Genomic DNA, 15,305 nt, shown 5'->3' with positions numbered 1-15,305 from the left:
GAGACCTTCGTGCAAATGGACCACAGGCCGACAATGCACTAACATTCAAACCGGACCACTCAGTGGGGGCATTCCAAGCGGGCAATCGCCGGAGGTCGGCGCGCATTGAGACATGTCCTGTTCCAGGCCGCACTGGCTGCAGCCTGGAACAACCCCGTTCTGAAGCCAGTCGCACAGGCCCTCAAAATACGCGGCAAACCCCATAAGCTGGTCATCGTCGCCATCGCCCGCAGGCTCGTCACAATCGCAAACGCCATCCTCAAAACAGGCGTCCCGTGGCAGACACAGCAGCGTCGATAGACACAGTTGCTAACATCTTCATCACTTCTCTCGACCAGCCCAAAGACGGAAGCAGCTTTCGCGGTAGCTGGTCTGGTAACTGATCTGGCGCTGCCCCGATTAGCGGCCTGCTATACCCAGCGCCCCACGGCCATCGCCCTGACGCCGATTGCGCCGCTCTTCGTGACCATGGCCAGCACCCGGAGCGAAACCGAGCCCTCCACCGGTGCCGCAGCCGCAAGCCAGGCGTCCACCGCATCCACCATGCCCGTGACCACAGGGGTCGATCCGACAAGGAAAGTTTGCGGAAAGATCCAGGTCAGCGCCGCTGAGGTAAAGCCCGACCCGAGCGCGGTGGAGGCATTGGTCACGGTAAGGTCCGTCTTCCAGCAGATCTGGGTGCCATCGGCAAAGCGGATAAAATCGCCATTCGTATTCGACCCGCGCTCGATCACCGCGCCGGTCGGCACGCCGCCGGTCTGACTGACGGTGCCGAGGATGTTGCTGCGCGCAAAGACCGGTGAACCGGCGCGGGTCAGGCCCTGGGGGAAATCGGGCACACCGGTTGCCGCCGCAACCTGCAACCCGGTGAACCAGGTGGACCCATTGGCGCTGACCTTGACCGAGAAATCGCTGCCGCCCGCCGTCCCCATCTCGGCCCGCCCGGACCAGGCGGTCTGGAAGAGAAGGCTCGCGGTATCTCCCGCTGCGGCCTTGTTCAGCTTGAGCTGCACGCCCGCGCCCTGATGGGTCATCAGCACCGCCTCAGAGGCCACCGCGAGCCGGTTCACCGCATCGGGTGTCGTGCTGACGCCCAGCCGGGCATAGCCACCCTCGATCTCGTTCGGGGTCTTCCAGGTGAGGCCGTCATAGACAGCCTCGCGCGCCTCGCCCAGCACCCAGGCCCGCCAGCCGGGCTGCGGCGCGTGGAACTGCCAGCCCGTTCCGGTCAGGACCGCAATCCGCCCCTCCTGTCCGACCCAGAGCCCGGTCGCAGTGCCTGCCACAAGGTGCCGGTCGCCAGGGGTCGCCGTCACCGGAGGCGCGGTGCGGTTGCGGTCCAGCACGGCAAGCTGCACCACCGCATCCAGCGCCAGCAGCGCCTCGTTATGGGTCACATGTTTCTGCGCCTGGGCAGGCAGGATCAGCGGCAGGCCAAGAATATCGGTGGTATCGGACATAGTTGCCTCCATGCGGGGTCAGAGCCGCAGTTAACCGCGAGGCATGTCGCGCACCCGCGGGGCGGAAGCTAAGAAGACAGGGTTTAACGGAGCCTGGCCTGCCGCGCGCCGGATCCGCGCCGCACGCAACAATTCAGGTCGCGGGGCCGCTTGTGCCGGCGCCATCTGCCGCCCGGATCACCCGGCGCGCATTGGCTTCGGCGCGGATGTTGAAGCTAATCGCCCCGATAATCACCGCGCCGCCCAGGATCACAAACGGGTCGATCCCCTCATGGAAAAAGACCGCCCCCATCAGCGCCGCCCAGATGATCTGCAGAAAGCTCACCGGCTGCGTCACCGCCAGCGGTGCTGCGGCAAAGGCCCGCGTCATCGCATAATGCCCCAGCGTCGCAAACCCTGCTCCAAGCGCCAGCGCCGCGATCTGCCACAGCGCGACCGGCTGCCAGTCGATCAGCGCCAGCGGCAGGAGCCCGATCGCCGAAGTATAGGTCATCATCGCCACAATGACCCCTGCCGGCGCAAGCGCACTCAGCCGTTTCGCAATGACATAGCCGCCCGCGAACAGAAACGCCGCCCCCAGCTGCGCCCAATGACCCAGGGCAATCTCGCGCAGCCCGGGGCGCAGCACGATCAGCGCCCCGGCAAAGGCCACCAATGCCACGAGGATGCGCCGCAGGCTCAGCCCCTCGCCCAGCAAGAGCCCGCCCACGATCAGCACGATCACCGGGTTGAGAAAGCCGATGGCGGAAACTTCGGCCACCGGGATCCTGGCCATGGCATAGAACCACAGGATCACCGCGCCGACATGGAAGATCCCGCGATAGCCGAAGAGCTGCCAGACCTGCGCCGGATAGCCCGCGCGCAGGATTGCGGGCAGCGTCGGCAGGAAGAAAACCAGCCCGACCGCAAAGCGCAGAAAAGCCGATTGCGTCGCCGGCAGCGAGGTGCCGACATATTTCACTGCCCCGTTCACGCCAACCATGGCAATGCCCGAAACCAGCATCCAGATGATCCCCGCAACCGGGCGGTCGGCCTGTCTGTTCCACATCCGTCCCGGTTGCGCCGGTTTTCACGAAAAGGCAAGGGAGAGCGCTATGGCCCACATCACAAGGCCCACGCCGATCTCCAGCACGACCCAGGCGCGGGGCTTTGCGAAGACCGGTGCAAGAAAGCGCGCGCCAAAGCCAAGCGCTGAGAAAAAGCTGAACGACCCCGCCGCCGCCGCGATCCCGAAGGCAAGGCGGTGACCGTCATGCTGCGCCGAAACCGAGCCGAGCAGCACCACCGTGTCAAGATAGACATGCGGATTGGCCCAGGTCAGCAACAGGACCGTGCTCACCACCTTGCCGCGCGACCCCCTGCCCGCCGCGGAGGGCACCAGGGCTTCGCCGCCCTGCATCGCTGCGCGAAATCTCAGTGCGCCGTAAACCACCAGAAAGGCCACGCCGCCCCATTTCATCACCGGCAATGCCCAGGGCGCGGCGCGGCTCATGGCACCGAAACCGGCCACACCCAGCGTGATCAGAAGCGCATCCGAGATCGCACAGATCGCCACCACCAGGCCGACATATTCCCGCCGGAGCCCCTGGCGCAGCACAAAGGCATTCTGCGCCCCGATGGCGAGGATCAGACTCAGCGCCGTGAAATAGCCTGACAACAGCGCCTCGAACATCTGCATCCTCCCGGGTTACCCAGGCCTCGCTACCGCTTGCGGGTGACATAAATCCAGTTAATGTTTCTTTGTCTGATTAAGTTTGGCTTATCCCGATGCTCGACCCCGGCTGGCTTGCCGCCCTCTCTGCCATTCACCGGCGCGGCGCTTTCGACCTCGCCGCGGCGGAGCTTTCGGTGACACCCCCGGCGATCTCGCAACGTATCCGCGCGCTGGAAGAACGGGTCGGCATGCGGCTGATCCGGCGCGGCCAGCCCTGCGAGGCGACGCCGGAAGGCCTGCGGCTGATCCGCCATTTCGACGAGATCAGCCTGCTGGAACGGCAACTGGCCCGGGATCTGCCGGCCCTTTCCGCAGGGCCGGCGCCGCTCAGGATCGCGGTCAATGCCGACAGCCTCGCGACCTGGGTGCTGCCGGCACTGCGCGCCTGCGAAGGTGATTTTCTCTTCGATCTCGTGATTGACGACCAAGATGTCAGCCAGGACTGGCTCAGACGCGGCGAGGTGATGGCGGCGGTGACAGCCCATCCCGGCCCCTTACAGGGCTGTGACACAGTGGCGCTCGGGTCGCTGCGCTACCTCGCCACCGCGAGCCCGGATTTCATGGCGCGCTGGTTTGCAGGCGGCATCACGGCGGAGGCGCTCGCCCGCGCGCCCTCGCTGATCTATTCCGGCAAGGACAGGCTGCAACAGACCTGGGCCGCGCGGATGGCCGGCCCGGTGACGCTGCCCTGCCACCGGATCGGCGCGAGCCAGGCCTTTGTCGATGCCGCGCTGCTGGGGCTGGGCTGGGCAATGAACCCGGAAACTCTCGCACGCGCCCATATCAACGCCGGCAGGTTGCAGGAGGTGGTGGCGGATTCGGCGCTGGATGTGGCGCTTTACTGGCAGTTCCCGCGTCTGGTCGCCCCGGCCCTTGCGCCGCTGACCCGCGCGATCCGGCAGGCGGCTGCCGAAATCCTCGTGCCCCCCTCTGCCGCCTGAGGCGATCTTACCATCTGATCCGCGAAGGGAAGATGAATTCCTCCTCGGGCTTTGGCCCCTTCACCCCTGCCAGGCCGAAGGTGAGGCGCCTGAGCTCACCGGTGGCGACCGATTTCAGCCCCGGATCCAGTGTGACCGGTGCGCCGATGGCGATGCGCAACGGCTTTTTCGCGCGCCTCAGAGTCTCGCGGAAGATCAGCGCCACGCGGAGCGGATAGGAATAATGGCTCGCGATCTGGAAGAGGCGTGAATTCTGGCCATGGAACCAGACCGGCAGCACCCGGACCCCGGGCCGCGTCGCAAGGCGCGAGACGAAAGGATGCCAGGCCGGGTCCGCCGCGCGGCGCGAGAGCGGCTTTGGCGCGGTCGAGACACCGCCCGCCGGGAAGATCACCAGCACATGCCCTGCCTCGAGCCACTCGCTCGCCGCGCGCCGCGTCTCGGCTGAGCTGCGCCGCGCCTCCGGCCCATGGCTGAAATCGACAGGCAGCACCAGGTCCTTCGCTTCGGGCGCGTGCGCCAGCGCGGCATGAACCATCAGCTTCACATCCGGGCGGATCCGGGTGATCAGATCGCCGATCGCCAGCCCGTCCGCGATGCCGAAAGGGTGGTTCGCCACCACCAGCAGCCCGCCGGTTTTCGGGATCAGCCCTTCATCCCCGGCGGTATATTCGGTGCGCAGACCGAGGACACGCATCGCCTCGGCAAAAACCGGCGCCTGCGCATCCCGGCCCGGATCACTGCGCCAGTCGCGATAGAGCCGCTCGATCCGGGTCTGGCCCGAAAGGCGCTCCACCGCGCGGATCAGCCGGCGGCGCAGCGGGCTTTGATCAGGATGTGAATAGGTGAAGACCGGGCCCGCAGGGAGTGCGCCGGGAAGCCTGTTTTGCAGATCATCACAGACCCTGCCGGAGGGGTGCACTGGCAAGGCCGCAAAGCTGTCATCCCCATGCACCATCTGCCCCATGCGCCTGTCCCGTCTTAAACCGGACGCGGGAAGCGCGCCCTTCTGGCACCGCAAATTACAACCGCGAGGTGACACAGAGGTGACGGTGGCACCCTTCGGAACGCGGGCAAGAAAAAACCCCGGCGCGATGGCCGGGGTTCTGATCGTCGGAAAAGACGGATCTCAGAGCTGTGCGGCGACGTCGTCGGGCACGTCGAAATTATGGGTGACGGTCTGGACGTCGTCATCCTCTTCCAGAAGATCCACCAGCTTCATCAGCTTTTGTGCGGTGTCGAGATCGACCTCGGTGCGCGATTGCGGGCGCCAGACGAGTTTGGCCTCGGTCGATTCGCCAAGCGTGGCCTCCAGCGCGTCCGAGACGGAGGAGAGGTCTTCGACCTTACAGTAGATCCAGTGGCTCTCGTCATCGGTCTCGACATCTTCGGCGCCGGCCTCGATTGCGGCCATCATCACCGAATCGGCATCGCCGGCCGAAAGCGGGTAAGAGATCTCGCCCAGACGATCAAAGCTGTGCGAGACCGACCCGGTCTGGCCCATATTGCCGCCCGCCTTGGTGAAATAGCTGCGCACATTCGAGGCGGTGCGATTGAGATTGTCGGTCAGAGCCTCGACGATGATGGCGATGCCACCCGCGCCGTAGCCTTCATAGCGGATTTCAGAATAATCCGCCGCATCGCCCATCTGCGACTTCTTGATGGCGCGGTCGATCACGTCTTTCGGCATAGAGACCGCTTTGGCGGCTTTCACCGCGAGACGCAGACGCGGGTTCTTGTCGGGATCCGGGTCACCCATTTTCGCGGCGACGGTGATCTCTTTCGAGAGCTTCGAGAACATCTTCGAGCGGATGCCATCCTGCTTGCCCTTGCGGTGCTGGATGTTCGCCCATTTCGAATGGCCTGCCATAGGGGCCTCATTCCTTCGATTTCGGTGGTGGAGTTCCTTACACCGCCATCCGGGCTTGCGGCAAGAGCCGGGGGACCAGTCCCCCGGACCCCCCGGGATATTTTCAGACAGAAAATGAAGAAAACAGCTCAGAGCGGCCAGAAAATGGGGATCAGAGCCGAGCAGAGGAACATCAGGATGATGTTGAGCGGCAGGCCTACCCGCATGTAATCAGAGAAACGGTAGCCACCGGGGCCGTAAACCATCATATTCGTCTGGTAGCCAACGGGCGTGGCGAAGGCGAGCGTGGCCGAGAACATCACCGCCACCACCAGCGGGCGCGGGTCGATGCCGAGATTGTTGGCGAGCTCAATCGCGACGGGGGTGTAGATCACGGCGACGGCGTTGTTCGAGAGAAACTCGGTCAGGACCAGGCCGAGGAAATAGACCGCAAGGATCAGGAAGAAGGGCGAGAGCCCCTGGAGCCAGGGCGCGGCAGCATTGACGATCATCTCGACCGCGCCGGAACGGTCGAGCCCCTCGCCCACCGCCAGCATGGCGAAGATCATCGCGAGGAGACGCCCGTCGACAAAGCTGAAAGCCTCGTCACTGTCGACACAGCGGCTGACGAGGATCACCGCGACCGCAAGGAAGGCCAGCAGCTGGATCGGCGCCACGTCAAAGGCCGAGAGGATGACGATGAAGGCCAGTGCCCCCACCGCGACAGGGGCTTTCGCGCGGCGATAGGGCTTTTCACGCGGGCGGGTGATGTCGACGAGGTCCATATCGGCGGCAAGGCGCTGGATGTCTTCGATGGCACCTTCGAGAAGCAGTGTATCGCCGACCCGTACAACCAGATCATCCAGCTGGCGCCCGATATTCTGGTTGCGGCGATGTGCGGCCAGCACATAGACGCCGTAGCGGCGGCGCAGCCGCAGGTCGCCGAGGCGCTGGCCCTCCATCCGGCAGCCGGGGCCGATCAGCACCTCGACCGTCTCGGTTTTGACCGATGACAGCTTATCAACCAGATGCACTTCGCGCCGGCGGTCGAACTCCATCAGGTCAGCCATTTCGGCGCGCAGCACCACGCGGTCGCCGGGTTCGAGCCGGACCGGCGCGAGGTCACGGCGCAGCGAGGCGTCGCCGCGCAGAACGTCGATCAGCCGCACGCCGTTCCGGCGAAACAGATCAACCTCCAGCGGGGCCTGGCCAACCAGCGGGCTGTCTTCCGGGATCGCGACTTCGGTGAAATATTTCATCTTGCGCCGGTCGGTCAGCAGCATCCCCATCGACTGGCGCACCGGCAACAGGCGATTGGCAAAAAGCCCGAGGAAGACCGCACCGACACCCGTAACCGCAAGCCCCAGCGGCAGGATCTCGAACAGCGTGAAATGCGCCATGCCCGCCTTCACCGCGACCCCGTCCACCAGCAGGTTGGTCGAGGTGCCGATCAGCGTCATCATCCCCGCCATCACTGTCATATAAGACAGCGGGATCAGAAGCTTGGACGGAGCCGTGCCAATTTTCAGCGCCAGTTGCATGACCACGGGGATCATCACCGCCACCAGAGGCGTGTTGTTCATAAAGGCCGAAGCCACCGCGATAAAGCTGAAAAGCGCCACAATGGTCAGGCGCGGCCGCCCCTCGACCGACTTCTCGGCGGTATGGATCACCTGCTCGATGGCACCGGTGCGTACCAGCCCGCCCATCACCAGAAACATCAGCGCAATCGTCCAGGGCGCCGGGTTCGACAGCACCGATTGTGCCTCGGACAAGGGCAGGAAGCCAAGCACCATCATCACCGCTGCGGCCGCAATGGCGGTAACCTCGACCGGGATGATCTCCGAGACAAAGAGGCCGAACATCACGACAAGAACGGCCAGCGCCACCCAGGGCTGCGCGGCGGCGGAGATTTCAAACCAGAGCATCATGACCTTCAGTTGAACTGACGGCCTTATAGGATGCGCCCCCTGTTCGGGGAAGAAAATTCTACAAAGCCGGTCGTCTTTGGGTCAGACTTGGTGTCGTCCCGGCCCGAACAGGGCCGGACACGCTCTGAGCGAAGAAAGTGCCGCCTGCGACGGCAGAAGGCCAGGGGCGCTCGATCAGGGGCCGGATTGCTGCAGGCGGCCGCCCTGGCGGACCATCACCACCCGGGTGGCAAGGCCGGTCCGGTCATCGGTCTCGACATAGACCCCCGACAGCGTCGCCTCACCCGCAGCCGGCTCGAACCGGGTCTTCGACATGCCGGTGACGAAACGGCGCATTGGCTCCAGCTTTTCCATGCCGATCACCGAATCGTAATCGCCACACATCCCGGCATCGGACAGATAAGCGGTGCCGCCCTTCAGGATCTGCGCGTCGCCGGTGGGCACATGGGTATGGGTGCCGACAACAAGGCTCGCCTGACCATCACACCAATGCCCGAGCCCCATCTTTTCGGACGTCGCCTCGGCATGGACATCGATAATCGCGGCCTGGACACTGACGCCCAGCCGATGCGCTTTCAGCACCGGATCCACGGCGGAAAACGGATCGTCAAAGGGCTGCTTCATGAACACGCGGCCCAGCACCTGCGCCACCAGCACCTTGCGCCCGCCCGGCGCATCAAACACCCGCGCGCCCCGCCCCGGAGCGATCCTGGAATAGTTCAGCGGCCGGATCACCCGCGGCTCAACTTCCAGAAATTGCGCCATATCCTTCTGGTCAAAGGCGTGATCCCCCAGCGTGACCACATCGGCCCCCGCCGCCAGGATCCCCTTCGCATGCTCAGCCGAAAGCCCCATGCCGCCTGTCGCGTTCTCGCCGTTCACCACGACAAAATCGAGACCCCAATCCGCACGCAACTTTGGCAGGCCGGCCGTTATTGCCGCCCGCCCGCTGCGCCCCATCACATCGCCAAGAAAAAGCAGTTTCATGACAATCCGCCTTATGCCTCTGCCCCCAGTCCTGCAAGCCCCCTTCCTGCTGACTTCGAATACTCCCGGCAGAGGTATCCGCAGCCAATCAGCAGCACCCTGTTGAGCCCCCGGGCGGAACCCGCTAACCAAAGGCCATGTCGCCAGATCAGATCCAGACGCTCTTCACCCGCCGCGATGGCAGCTTCCTCTGCGCCCGCTGGGGCCGCCCCATCGTGCCGGTGATCTTCGGCACCGATGATGCGACGCTTGCGACCGTCAAGGGTGCCATAGAGGCGATCGTCGCTCTTGCCGGCCACCGTATGGCGGAAACCGACCCCGAGCTCGGCGCCAATCTTATGGTGTTTTTTTTCCGCGACTGGGCGGAACTGCCGCAGGTGCCAAAGCTCGACCACATGATCCCCGGCCTCGGGCCGCTTTGCGAGCGGCTCAGCGCCGAGGGCGCCAACCGCTACCGTACCTTCCGTTTCGACGAGACCGGCGCGATCAAGGCAGTCTTCCTGTTCCTCAGGATGGATGAGCACCTCTCCGACATGCCCGCCCAGGACCTCGCGCTGGCCCAGGGAGCAGAGGCGATGCTCTCCTTCGCAGATGGCGCCTTCAGCCAGATTTCGCCGCTGGCCCGCAGCGAGGGCAATGTGATCCTGCATCCCGATCTCGCGCTCCTGATCCGCGCCGCCTATGATCCGATCCTGCCTGCGGTGGCCCAGGATGCCGGGCATGCGCTGCGGCTGATGGCACGCATGCTCCCCTCCCCTGACAGCAACGCAGCCCCCGATGCATGAATTCAGCCTCCGCGTCTGGTATGAGGACACCGACCTCGCCGGCATCGTCTATTACGCCAATTACCTGAAATTCATCGAGCGCGGCCGCAGTGACTGGGTCGCTGGCTGCGGGATCGACCAGATCGCTTTGCGCGACCAGCAAGACATCGTCTTCGCCGTCCGCCGGGTCGAGGCCGATTACCTGCGCCCCGCGAAATTCCAGGACGCCCTGACCGTCACCACCACCCTCACCTCGGTCACCGGTGCGCGCATCGTGCTGGACCAGGAGGTCCGGCGCCAGGACGAGACGCTGTTTCGCGCCTCTGTCACACTGGTCTGCCTGACCGGCGCCGGCCAGGCCAGCCGCATCCCGGCAGAAATCCGCGCGCGGCTCGCCCCTTCGCTGCACTGACCCGCTGCAAAGCCGCAACTGCCGCCGCGCTCACGCCACATTCGCTAAGATGTGTTGGCATTCCCCTTGTAACGCTGCTAGAATCAGGTCTAACGACCGGCGAATACTGACCGGCGATCTTAAACGAGCAGGCGCAATGGACCCCACCACCCTCGCGACAGCCGCGCAGGAGATTGACTTCTCGCTGCTGGCCCTCTTTGCCCGTGCGACCTTTACGGTCAAACTGGTGATGATCCTTCTGATCGGCATGTCCTTCTGGGCATGGGCCATCATCATCCAGAAACACATCCTCTTCCGCAAATCCCGCGCCGAAGCCGCAGCCTTTGACCAGGCCTTCTGGTCGGGCGAGCCGCTGGACGAGCTTTACGAGCGGATCGGGCCGGAACCCCAGGGTGCATCTGAGCGGGTCTTTGCAGCCGGGATGCTGGAATGGCGCCGCAGCCACAAGCAGGACGGCGCGCTGATCGCCGGCGCCCAGGCCCGGATCGACCGCGCCATGGATGTCGCCATCGCCCGCGAAAGCGAAAAGCTGAACAAGGGCCTGTCCTTCCTCGCGACCACCGGCTCGACCGCGCCTTTCATCGGGCTTTTCGGCACGATCTGGGGGATCAAACACTCGTTCGAGGAAATCGCGATCTCGCAGAACACCTCGCTCGCCGTCGTGGCCCCCGGCATCGCCGAGGCGCTGCTCGCAACCGGCATCGGCCTGATCGCCGCTATTCCTGCGGTGGTGTTCTACAACAAACTGAACGCAGACAGCGAACATATCCAAGGCAACTGGGAAAGCTTTGCCGATGAATTCGCGACCATCCTGTCGCGCCAGCTGGATTCCTGATCCATGGGCGCCGGGGTGATGAAAAAATCCGGAGGCGGTGGCCGCCGCGGTCGCCGTCGCGGATCTTCCGCCGCGATGAGCGAGATCAACGTCACGCCCTTTGTCGACGTGATGCTGGTTTTGCTGATCATCTTCATGGTGGCCGCGCCCCTGATGACGGTGGGCGTGCCAATCAAACTGCCGGAGACCGCCGCCAAAGCGATGGCCGAGGAAAAGGAAGAGCCGCTTTCCATCACCCTGACCGCCGATGGTCTGGTGATGATCATGAACAGCGAAGTCGACCCGAACGAGCTGATCCCCCGCCTCAAGGCGATCGCGGCGGAGCGGACCTCGAACAAGGTCTATCTGCGTGCAGACGGCAATCTGGCCTATGAGCGCGTGGCCCAGGTGATGGGCGCGCTGAATGCCGGCGGTTTCAACGATATCGGTCTGGTGACCGACAGCCAGGGCCCGAGTTTCGGCGCCGGCGCGGCCAACTGAGGCGGATCAGCAACATGGAAGGGCGCTTCAAATCAGGCACCATCCTCTCAGGGGCAGGCCATGCCGGTCTGATCCTCTGGGTGATGATTGGCGACTGGTTCTTCTCGCCCTCCGAGCCGGCCGAGCCGATGACCGTATCGGTTACGATGGTGACGCCGGGCGAACTGGCGGACCTTGAAGCAGCGGCTGCCAAATCCTCCACCGAGCCAGCGGAGAGCAGCGAGACCATCTCCTCCCCCGATCCGGTGGAGCCTTCGGTGGACGAGCCGGTGTCGGAGCCGACGCCCGAACCCACGCCCCAGCCAGAGCCTGAGCCGCAACCGCAGCCCGAGCCGACACCCGAGCCCGCGCCGCAGCCTCAGCCGGAGCCGACCCCGGAACCCACGCCTGAACCCGAGCCGGTGATCTCAGATCCCGCGCCGCCCGATGCCGTCTTCGCGCCCGAAGAGCAGCCGATTCCGACCATGAGCACGTCGCCCCGTCCGAAACCCCGGCCGGCAGAGCGCGTCGCCCCGAACCCGGTGGTCGCGCCCGAGGACACCCTGACCGCCGAACGGCCGCAGGACCAGGTCACCACGTCGGAGGAGCCGACCCCCGAGCCCCCGCGGGAGGACCAGCAGGCGACCACCGAGGTAAACAGCGGCGATGTGCTGATCACCGAGGCGAACCAGCAGGACCGTGATGCGGAACCGCTTGGTCCGACCACTTCGCCACGGCCGAAACCCCGGCCGAACCGGACGGCTGCAACGCCGGAGCCGACTCCCACGCCGGAACCCGCAGGCGAGACCCAGGACCAGCGCGATGCCCGCATCGCAGCCGAGGTTGCCGCAGCCGACCGCGCTCAGGCAGAGGCCGAAGCCAAAGCGCGCCGCGAGGCCGCCGCCCGCGAAAAGGCCGCAGCCGATGCCGAAGCGGCAGCGATCGCCGCCGCAGTCGCCGCAGCCAATACCGGCTCGGGCGGCCAGGGCCGGGCCGCCAGCGGCCCGCCGCTGAGCGGCGGCGAGATGGGCGATATCGCCGCCGCGATCGGGTCGAAATGGAATGTCGGAACGCTGAGCGCGGATGCGATGGATGCCGTGGTCGTGCTGCGCGTGACCTTTGACGAAAGCGGCAGACCCGGCAGCGATATGCCGCTGATCGAATCGCGCGGCCCCAGCCAGCAGGCGATCCAGGCCGCCTATAATGCGGCCCGCAGTGCGATTGCCCGCGCCTATCAGTCTGGCGGCATTCCACTTCCGCCTGGGAAATATGAGACCTGGAAAGTCCTCGAGTTCGAATTCGATGGCAGCGGGATGAGGCTGCGGTGATGGGCCTTGCCGCAGCACCGCCAACGCGCCCGGCTTTTCTGGGCCCTGCGGCGCTTTTCGCGCTGGCGACATTGTCAGGCGGCCCGGCCCTGGCCGATCGCGCCCTCCGCAGCAATGCAGTGGTCGAAATCTTTACTTGTGCCAATCTTCTGCCCGATAACGGCATCAACCCCGAAGCGATGCATCAGATCGGCCGCGCGGTGGCGCTGGTCCATAACACCGGCGCGCTGCCCCCCGGGTCTGAGCGCGCCCGTGTCGTGCTGCGGCTTTGCTTTAACAAAAGCCTCGGGCAGCCGATCATCGAAGTGGCGGATTATTCCGGCCCTGTCGGAGACGTGGCCGATGCCACGCAAAAGGCCGCGATGCGCAGTCTGGAGCGGGCCCTCGCAGCGGGCACCCTGACCAAAGCGCTTGGCGCGCTTTCCGGGGGAAGGCCCGAGGCTGCGGTGGTCGATCTTGTCTTTGGTCCGGCTCAGGCGGCAGATCCCCGGGCGGCAGATCAATGACAGACGGGCCAATGACACAGTTGTCAGGTGACACCGGAACCCTTTTACGCCGTGATGAGTTTACGGCGGATGTTTTAACCAGGACCCGCAAAACCGGCACCAGACCGGACGAGATCGGAGCGAGAGGCAGATGACCTTCACCAGAAGAAGCTTTGCGACCACCCTGCTGGCCGGGGCCGTGATGGTCCCCGCCATGGTGCGCGCCCAGAACAGTCCGACCCGGATCAGGATCGGCACCGGCGTGATAGAGCCGATGCCGATCGCTGTGCCGGCCTTCGTCGATGAAGGCGGTGCCGGGGATCTGGCGCGCAATCTCGCGCAGGTGGTGACATCGGATCTGGACGGCACCGGCCTTTTCCGCACCATCAACCGGGATGCCTATATTTCGCGGATCCAGGGCTTTGACGGCGCGATCGCCTATGAAGACTGGCGCGTGATCAAATCGCAAGTCCTGGTGGTTGGCGCTGTTTCCGCAGCCGGAGACCGCATCACCGTCAAGGTCCGCGCTTATGATATCGCGAATGGCCAGCAGTTCGAGGGTGCCGCGATGCAATTCGCCGGGACCAAAGCCGGCTGGCGCCGCATGGCACATAAGGTTGCCGACCTGGTCTATTCGACCCTGACCGGCGAAGGCCCCTATTTCGACAGCCGTGTCGTCTATGTCGCCGAATCCGGCCCGAAAAACGCCCGCCTCAAACGCCTTGCCGTGATGGATTATGACGGCGCCAATGTGCAATATCTGACCGACAGCTCGTCCATCGTGCTGGCGCCGCGGTTCTCGCCCTCGGGCGACCGGCTGCTTTACACCAGCTATGAGACCGGCTTTCCGCGCATCACGCTGCTGAACCTTGCCAATCTCAAGCGCCAGACGCTGGCGGAACAGCCCGGCACCATGACCTTCGCGCCGCGCTTCTCGCCCGATGGCGGCTCGGTGGTGTTCAGCCTGGAACGCGGCGGCAATACCGATATCTACAAGATGAGCCTGTCCTCGGGGCAGACCCAGCAGCTGACCAATGCGCCCTCGATCGAAACCGCGCCCTCCTATTCCCCGGATGGCAGCAAGATCTGTTTCGAGAGCGACCGCACCGGTGGCAGCCAGATCTATGTCATGAATGCGAGCGGTGGCGAGGGGCAGCGGATCTCGGGCGGCGCGGGGCGCAACAGCACGCCGGTCTGGAGCCCGCGCGGCGACCTGATCGCCTTCACCAAACAGAATGCCGGCCGTTTCCACATAGGCGTCATGCGCACGGACGGATCGGAAGAGCGCCTGCTGACCGCGTCCTTCCTTGATGAAGGCCCGACCTGGTCGCCCAATGGTCGCGTGATCATGTTCACCCGCGAGACCGAGGGCGGCGGCGGTCAGGCTTCGCTCTGGTCGGTCGATACCTTTGGCAGAAACCTGAAACAGATCCCGACCGAAGGCGCGGCGTCCGACCCGGCCTGGTCGCCGCTGTTGCCGTAAACCGCCATTTTCAGGCCTGGGCGATCCTGCCGGATTCCCCAGGCCCCCGGAACCTGCTAACCTGGGCGGCGAAACACTGATCCGCGCCGGCCCGAGAGCCGAATTATAAGGATGAACCGATGAGCTTTACCCCCAAAGCCCTTCTTCTTGTGGCTTCGCTTGGCCTCGCAGCCTGTCAGAACCCGGACCGTTACGGTGCGGGTGGCCCAGGTGGTACGGGCGGCGCCGGTGGCACCGGCGGGACGGGCTATATCGACACCAACGGGCTCGGCGATCCGAGTGATCCACGCTCCATCGCCTATTTCAACCAGACCGTTGGTGACCGCGTGCTCTTTGCGGTTGACCAGTCCACCGTCTCGGATCAGGGCCGCCAGGTGCTGAACGGACAGGCCAACTGGCTGAACCAGAACCCGGGCTATGCGATCATCGTCGAAGGCCATGCCGACGAACAGGGCACCCGTGAATACAACCTCGCGCTTGGCGCGCGCCGTGCGGCATCGGTACAGCAATATCTGCTGTCGCAAGGTGTGGCAGGCTCGCGGATGCGCACCATCTCTTACGGCAAGGAACGCCCGATCGAAGTCTGCTCGACCGAGAGCTGCTATTCCAAGAACCGCCGCTCTGTGACGGTTCTCTCGGTCGGCGCCGGGTCGTAAT

16 protein-coding genes are annotated in these 15,305 nt (G+C 64.8%); 9 read left to right on the top strand and 7 right to left on the bottom strand.

Annotated elements, in window-relative coordinates; translation table 11 throughout:
- Positions 1 to 410: 410 nt before the first annotated feature.
- The 3 genes from AC4FS3_RS11530 to AC4FS3_RS11520 all read right to left on the bottom strand — a co-directional run bounded on the left by AC4FS3_RS11530 (position 411) and on the right by AC4FS3_RS11520 (position 3,132).
- A complete protein-coding gene (locus AC4FS3_RS11530) occupies positions 411 to 1,460 on the bottom strand; it encodes a DUF2793 domain-containing protein (protein WP_491020675.1) in 1,050 nt (349 codons plus the stop codon).
- A gap of 133 nt (positions 1,461 to 1,593) precedes the next feature.
- Positions 1,594 to 2,508, bottom strand: a complete 915-nt coding sequence (locus AC4FS3_RS11525) for a DMT family transporter (protein ID WP_491020674.1) — start codon at positions 2,506 to 2,508, stop codon at positions 1,594 to 1,596.
- 21 nt (positions 2,509 to 2,529) lie between these two features.
- Positions 2,530 to 3,132: a LysE/ArgO family amino acid transporter gene (locus AC4FS3_RS11520; protein WP_491020673.1), complete on the bottom strand. Its 603-nt coding sequence runs from the start codon at positions 3,130 to 3,132 to the stop codon at positions 2,530 to 2,532.
- A 95-nt stretch (positions 3,133 to 3,227) separates the two neighbouring features.
- Here AC4FS3_RS11520 and AC4FS3_RS11515 point away from each other — a divergent pair, with 95 nt between their 5' ends.
- Positions 3,228 to 4,115: a LysR family transcriptional regulator ArgP gene (locus AC4FS3_RS11515; RefSeq protein WP_491020672.1), complete on the top strand. Its 888-nt coding sequence runs from the start codon at positions 3,228 to 3,230 to the stop codon at positions 4,113 to 4,115.
- 7 nt (positions 4,116 to 4,122) lie between these two features.
- On the opposite strand, the gene AC4FS3_RS11510 is transcribed toward AC4FS3_RS11515, so the two are convergent.
- The 4 genes from AC4FS3_RS11510 to AC4FS3_RS11495 form a co-directional block, all read right to left on the bottom strand.
- On the bottom strand, positions 4,123 to 5,082 hold the full coding sequence (locus AC4FS3_RS11510) for a lysophospholipid acyltransferase family protein (protein ID WP_491020671.1): 960 nt from the start codon (positions 5,080 to 5,082) through the stop codon (positions 4,123 to 4,125).
- 162 nt (positions 5,083 to 5,244) lie between these two features.
- Positions 5,245 to 5,985 carry a YebC/PmpR family DNA-binding transcriptional regulator gene (locus AC4FS3_RS11505; RefSeq protein ID WP_283176246.1) on the bottom strand — a complete coding sequence of 247 codons (741 nt, stop codon included), beginning with the start codon at positions 5,983 to 5,985 and terminating at the stop codon, positions 5,245 to 5,247.
- Between the two features lie 128 nt (positions 5,986 to 6,113).
- A complete protein-coding gene (locus AC4FS3_RS11500) occupies positions 6,114 to 7,892 on the bottom strand; it encodes an SLC13 family permease (RefSeq protein WP_491020670.1) in 1,779 nt (592 codons plus the stop codon).
- Positions 7,893 to 8,069: 177 nt separating this feature from the next.
- Positions 8,070 to 8,882: a TIGR00282 family metallophosphoesterase gene (locus tag AC4FS3_RS11495; RefSeq protein WP_491020669.1), complete on the bottom strand. Its 813-nt coding sequence runs from the start codon at positions 8,880 to 8,882 to the stop codon at positions 8,070 to 8,072.
- Positions 8,883 to 9,019: 137 nt separating this feature from the next.
- On the opposite strand from AC4FS3_RS11495, the gene AC4FS3_RS11490 reads away from it, so the two are divergent.
- The 8 genes from AC4FS3_RS11490 (at position 9,020) to pal (ending at position 15,304) form a co-directional block, all read left to right on the top strand.
- Complete coding sequence (locus AC4FS3_RS11490) at positions 9,020 to 9,667, top strand: hypothetical protein (RefSeq protein WP_491020668.1); 648 nt, start codon at positions 9,020 to 9,022, stop codon at positions 9,665 to 9,667.
- Positions 9,660 to 10,058 (top strand): tol-pal system-associated acyl-CoA thioesterase, encoded by a 399-nt coding sequence (ybgC, locus tag AC4FS3_RS11485; RefSeq protein WP_491020667.1) that lies wholly within the window; start codon positions 9,660 to 9,662, stop codon positions 10,056 to 10,058. Before AC4FS3_RS11490 ends, ybgC begins: the two co-directional genes overlap by 8 nt.
- A gap of 136 nt (positions 10,059 to 10,194) precedes the next feature.
- Positions 10,195 to 10,893 carry a protein TolQ gene (gene tolQ / locus AC4FS3_RS11480; RefSeq protein WP_092899623.1) on the top strand — a complete coding sequence of 233 codons (699 nt, stop codon included), beginning with the start codon at positions 10,195 to 10,197 and terminating at the stop codon, positions 10,891 to 10,893.
- A gap of 3 nt (positions 10,894 to 10,896) precedes the next feature.
- Complete coding sequence (locus AC4FS3_RS11475; protein WP_198836637.1) at positions 10,897 to 11,373, top strand: ExbD/TolR family protein; 477 nt, start codon at positions 10,897 to 10,899, stop codon at positions 11,371 to 11,373.
- A 14-nt stretch (positions 11,374 to 11,387) separates the two neighbouring features.
- Complete coding sequence (locus AC4FS3_RS11470) at positions 11,388 to 12,680, top strand: hypothetical protein (RefSeq protein WP_491020666.1); 1,293 nt, start codon at positions 11,388 to 11,390, stop codon at positions 12,678 to 12,680.
- Complete coding sequence (locus AC4FS3_RS11465; RefSeq protein WP_491020665.1) at positions 12,680 to 13,186, top strand: hypothetical protein; 507 nt, start codon at positions 12,680 to 12,682, stop codon at positions 13,184 to 13,186. Before AC4FS3_RS11470 ends, AC4FS3_RS11465 begins: the two co-directional genes overlap by 1 nt.
- 130 nt (positions 13,187 to 13,316) lie before the next feature.
- Positions 13,317 to 14,648, top strand: a complete 1,332-nt coding sequence (tolB, locus tag AC4FS3_RS11460; protein WP_491020664.1) for a Tol-Pal system beta propeller repeat protein TolB — start codon at positions 13,317 to 13,319, stop codon at positions 14,646 to 14,648.
- Between the two features lie 119 nt (positions 14,649 to 14,767).
- The gene (pal, locus tag AC4FS3_RS11455; RefSeq protein WP_491020663.1) at positions 14,768 to 15,304 is read left to right on the top strand and encodes a peptidoglycan-associated lipoprotein Pal; all 537 of its coding nucleotides are present in this window, start codon (positions 14,768 to 14,770) and stop codon (positions 15,302 to 15,304) included.
- The last annotated feature ends 1 nt before the right edge of the window (position 15,305 follow it).

Source organism: Pseudogemmobacter sp. TB195 (assembly GCF_058313095.1).
The sequence above is the reverse complement of the archived record's forward strand: the minus strand, read 5'-3'. Positions and strand labels throughout refer to the sequence as shown.

Coding starts and splice junctions, on each gene's coding strand:
- AC4FS3_RS11530 (WP_491020675.1), bottom strand. CDS start 1,460: ATGTCCGATACCACCGATATTCTTGGCCTGCCGCTGATCCTGCCTGCC.
- AC4FS3_RS11525 (WP_491020674.1), bottom strand. CDS start 2,508: ATGTGGAACAGACAGGCCGACCGCCCGGTTGCGGGGATCATCTGGATG.
- AC4FS3_RS11520 (WP_491020673.1), bottom strand. CDS start 3,132: ATGTTCGAGGCGCTGTTGTCAGGCTATTTCACGGCGCTGAGTCTGATC.
- AC4FS3_RS11515 (WP_491020672.1), top strand. CDS start 3,228: ATGCTCGACCCCGGCTGGCTTGCCGCCCTCTCTGCCATTCACCGGCGC.
- AC4FS3_RS11510 (WP_491020671.1), bottom strand. CDS start 5,082: ATGGGGCAGATGGTGCATGGGGATGACAGCTTTGCGGCCTTGCCAGTG.
- AC4FS3_RS11505 (WP_283176246.1), bottom strand. CDS start 5,985: ATGGCAGGCCATTCGAAATGGGCGAACATCCAGCACCGCAAGGGCAAG.
- AC4FS3_RS11500 (WP_491020670.1), bottom strand. CDS start 7,892: ATGCTCTGGTTTGAAATCTCCGCCGCCGCGCAGCCCTGGGTGGCGCTG.
- AC4FS3_RS11495 (WP_491020669.1), bottom strand. CDS start 8,882: ATGAAACTGCTTTTTCTTGGCGATGTGATGGGGCGCAGCGGGCGGGCG.
- AC4FS3_RS11490 (WP_491020668.1), top strand. CDS start 9,020: ATGTCGCCAGATCAGATCCAGACGCTCTTCACCCGCCGCGATGGCAGC.
- ybgC (WP_491020667.1), top strand. CDS start 9,660: ATGCATGAATTCAGCCTCCGCGTCTGGTATGAGGACACCGACCTCGCC.
- tolQ (WP_092899623.1), top strand. CDS start 10,195: ATGGACCCCACCACCCTCGCGACAGCCGCGCAGGAGATTGACTTCTCG.
- AC4FS3_RS11475 (WP_198836637.1), top strand. CDS start 10,897: ATGGGCGCCGGGGTGATGAAAAAATCCGGAGGCGGTGGCCGCCGCGGT.
- AC4FS3_RS11470 (WP_491020666.1), top strand. CDS start 11,388: ATGGAAGGGCGCTTCAAATCAGGCACCATCCTCTCAGGGGCAGGCCAT.
- AC4FS3_RS11465 (WP_491020665.1), top strand. CDS start 12,680: ATGGGCCTTGCCGCAGCACCGCCAACGCGCCCGGCTTTTCTGGGCCCT.
- tolB (WP_491020664.1), top strand. CDS start 13,317: ATGACCTTCACCAGAAGAAGCTTTGCGACCACCCTGCTGGCCGGGGCC.
- pal (WP_491020663.1), top strand. CDS start 14,768: ATGAGCTTTACCCCCAAAGCCCTTCTTCTTGTGGCTTCGCTTGGCCTC.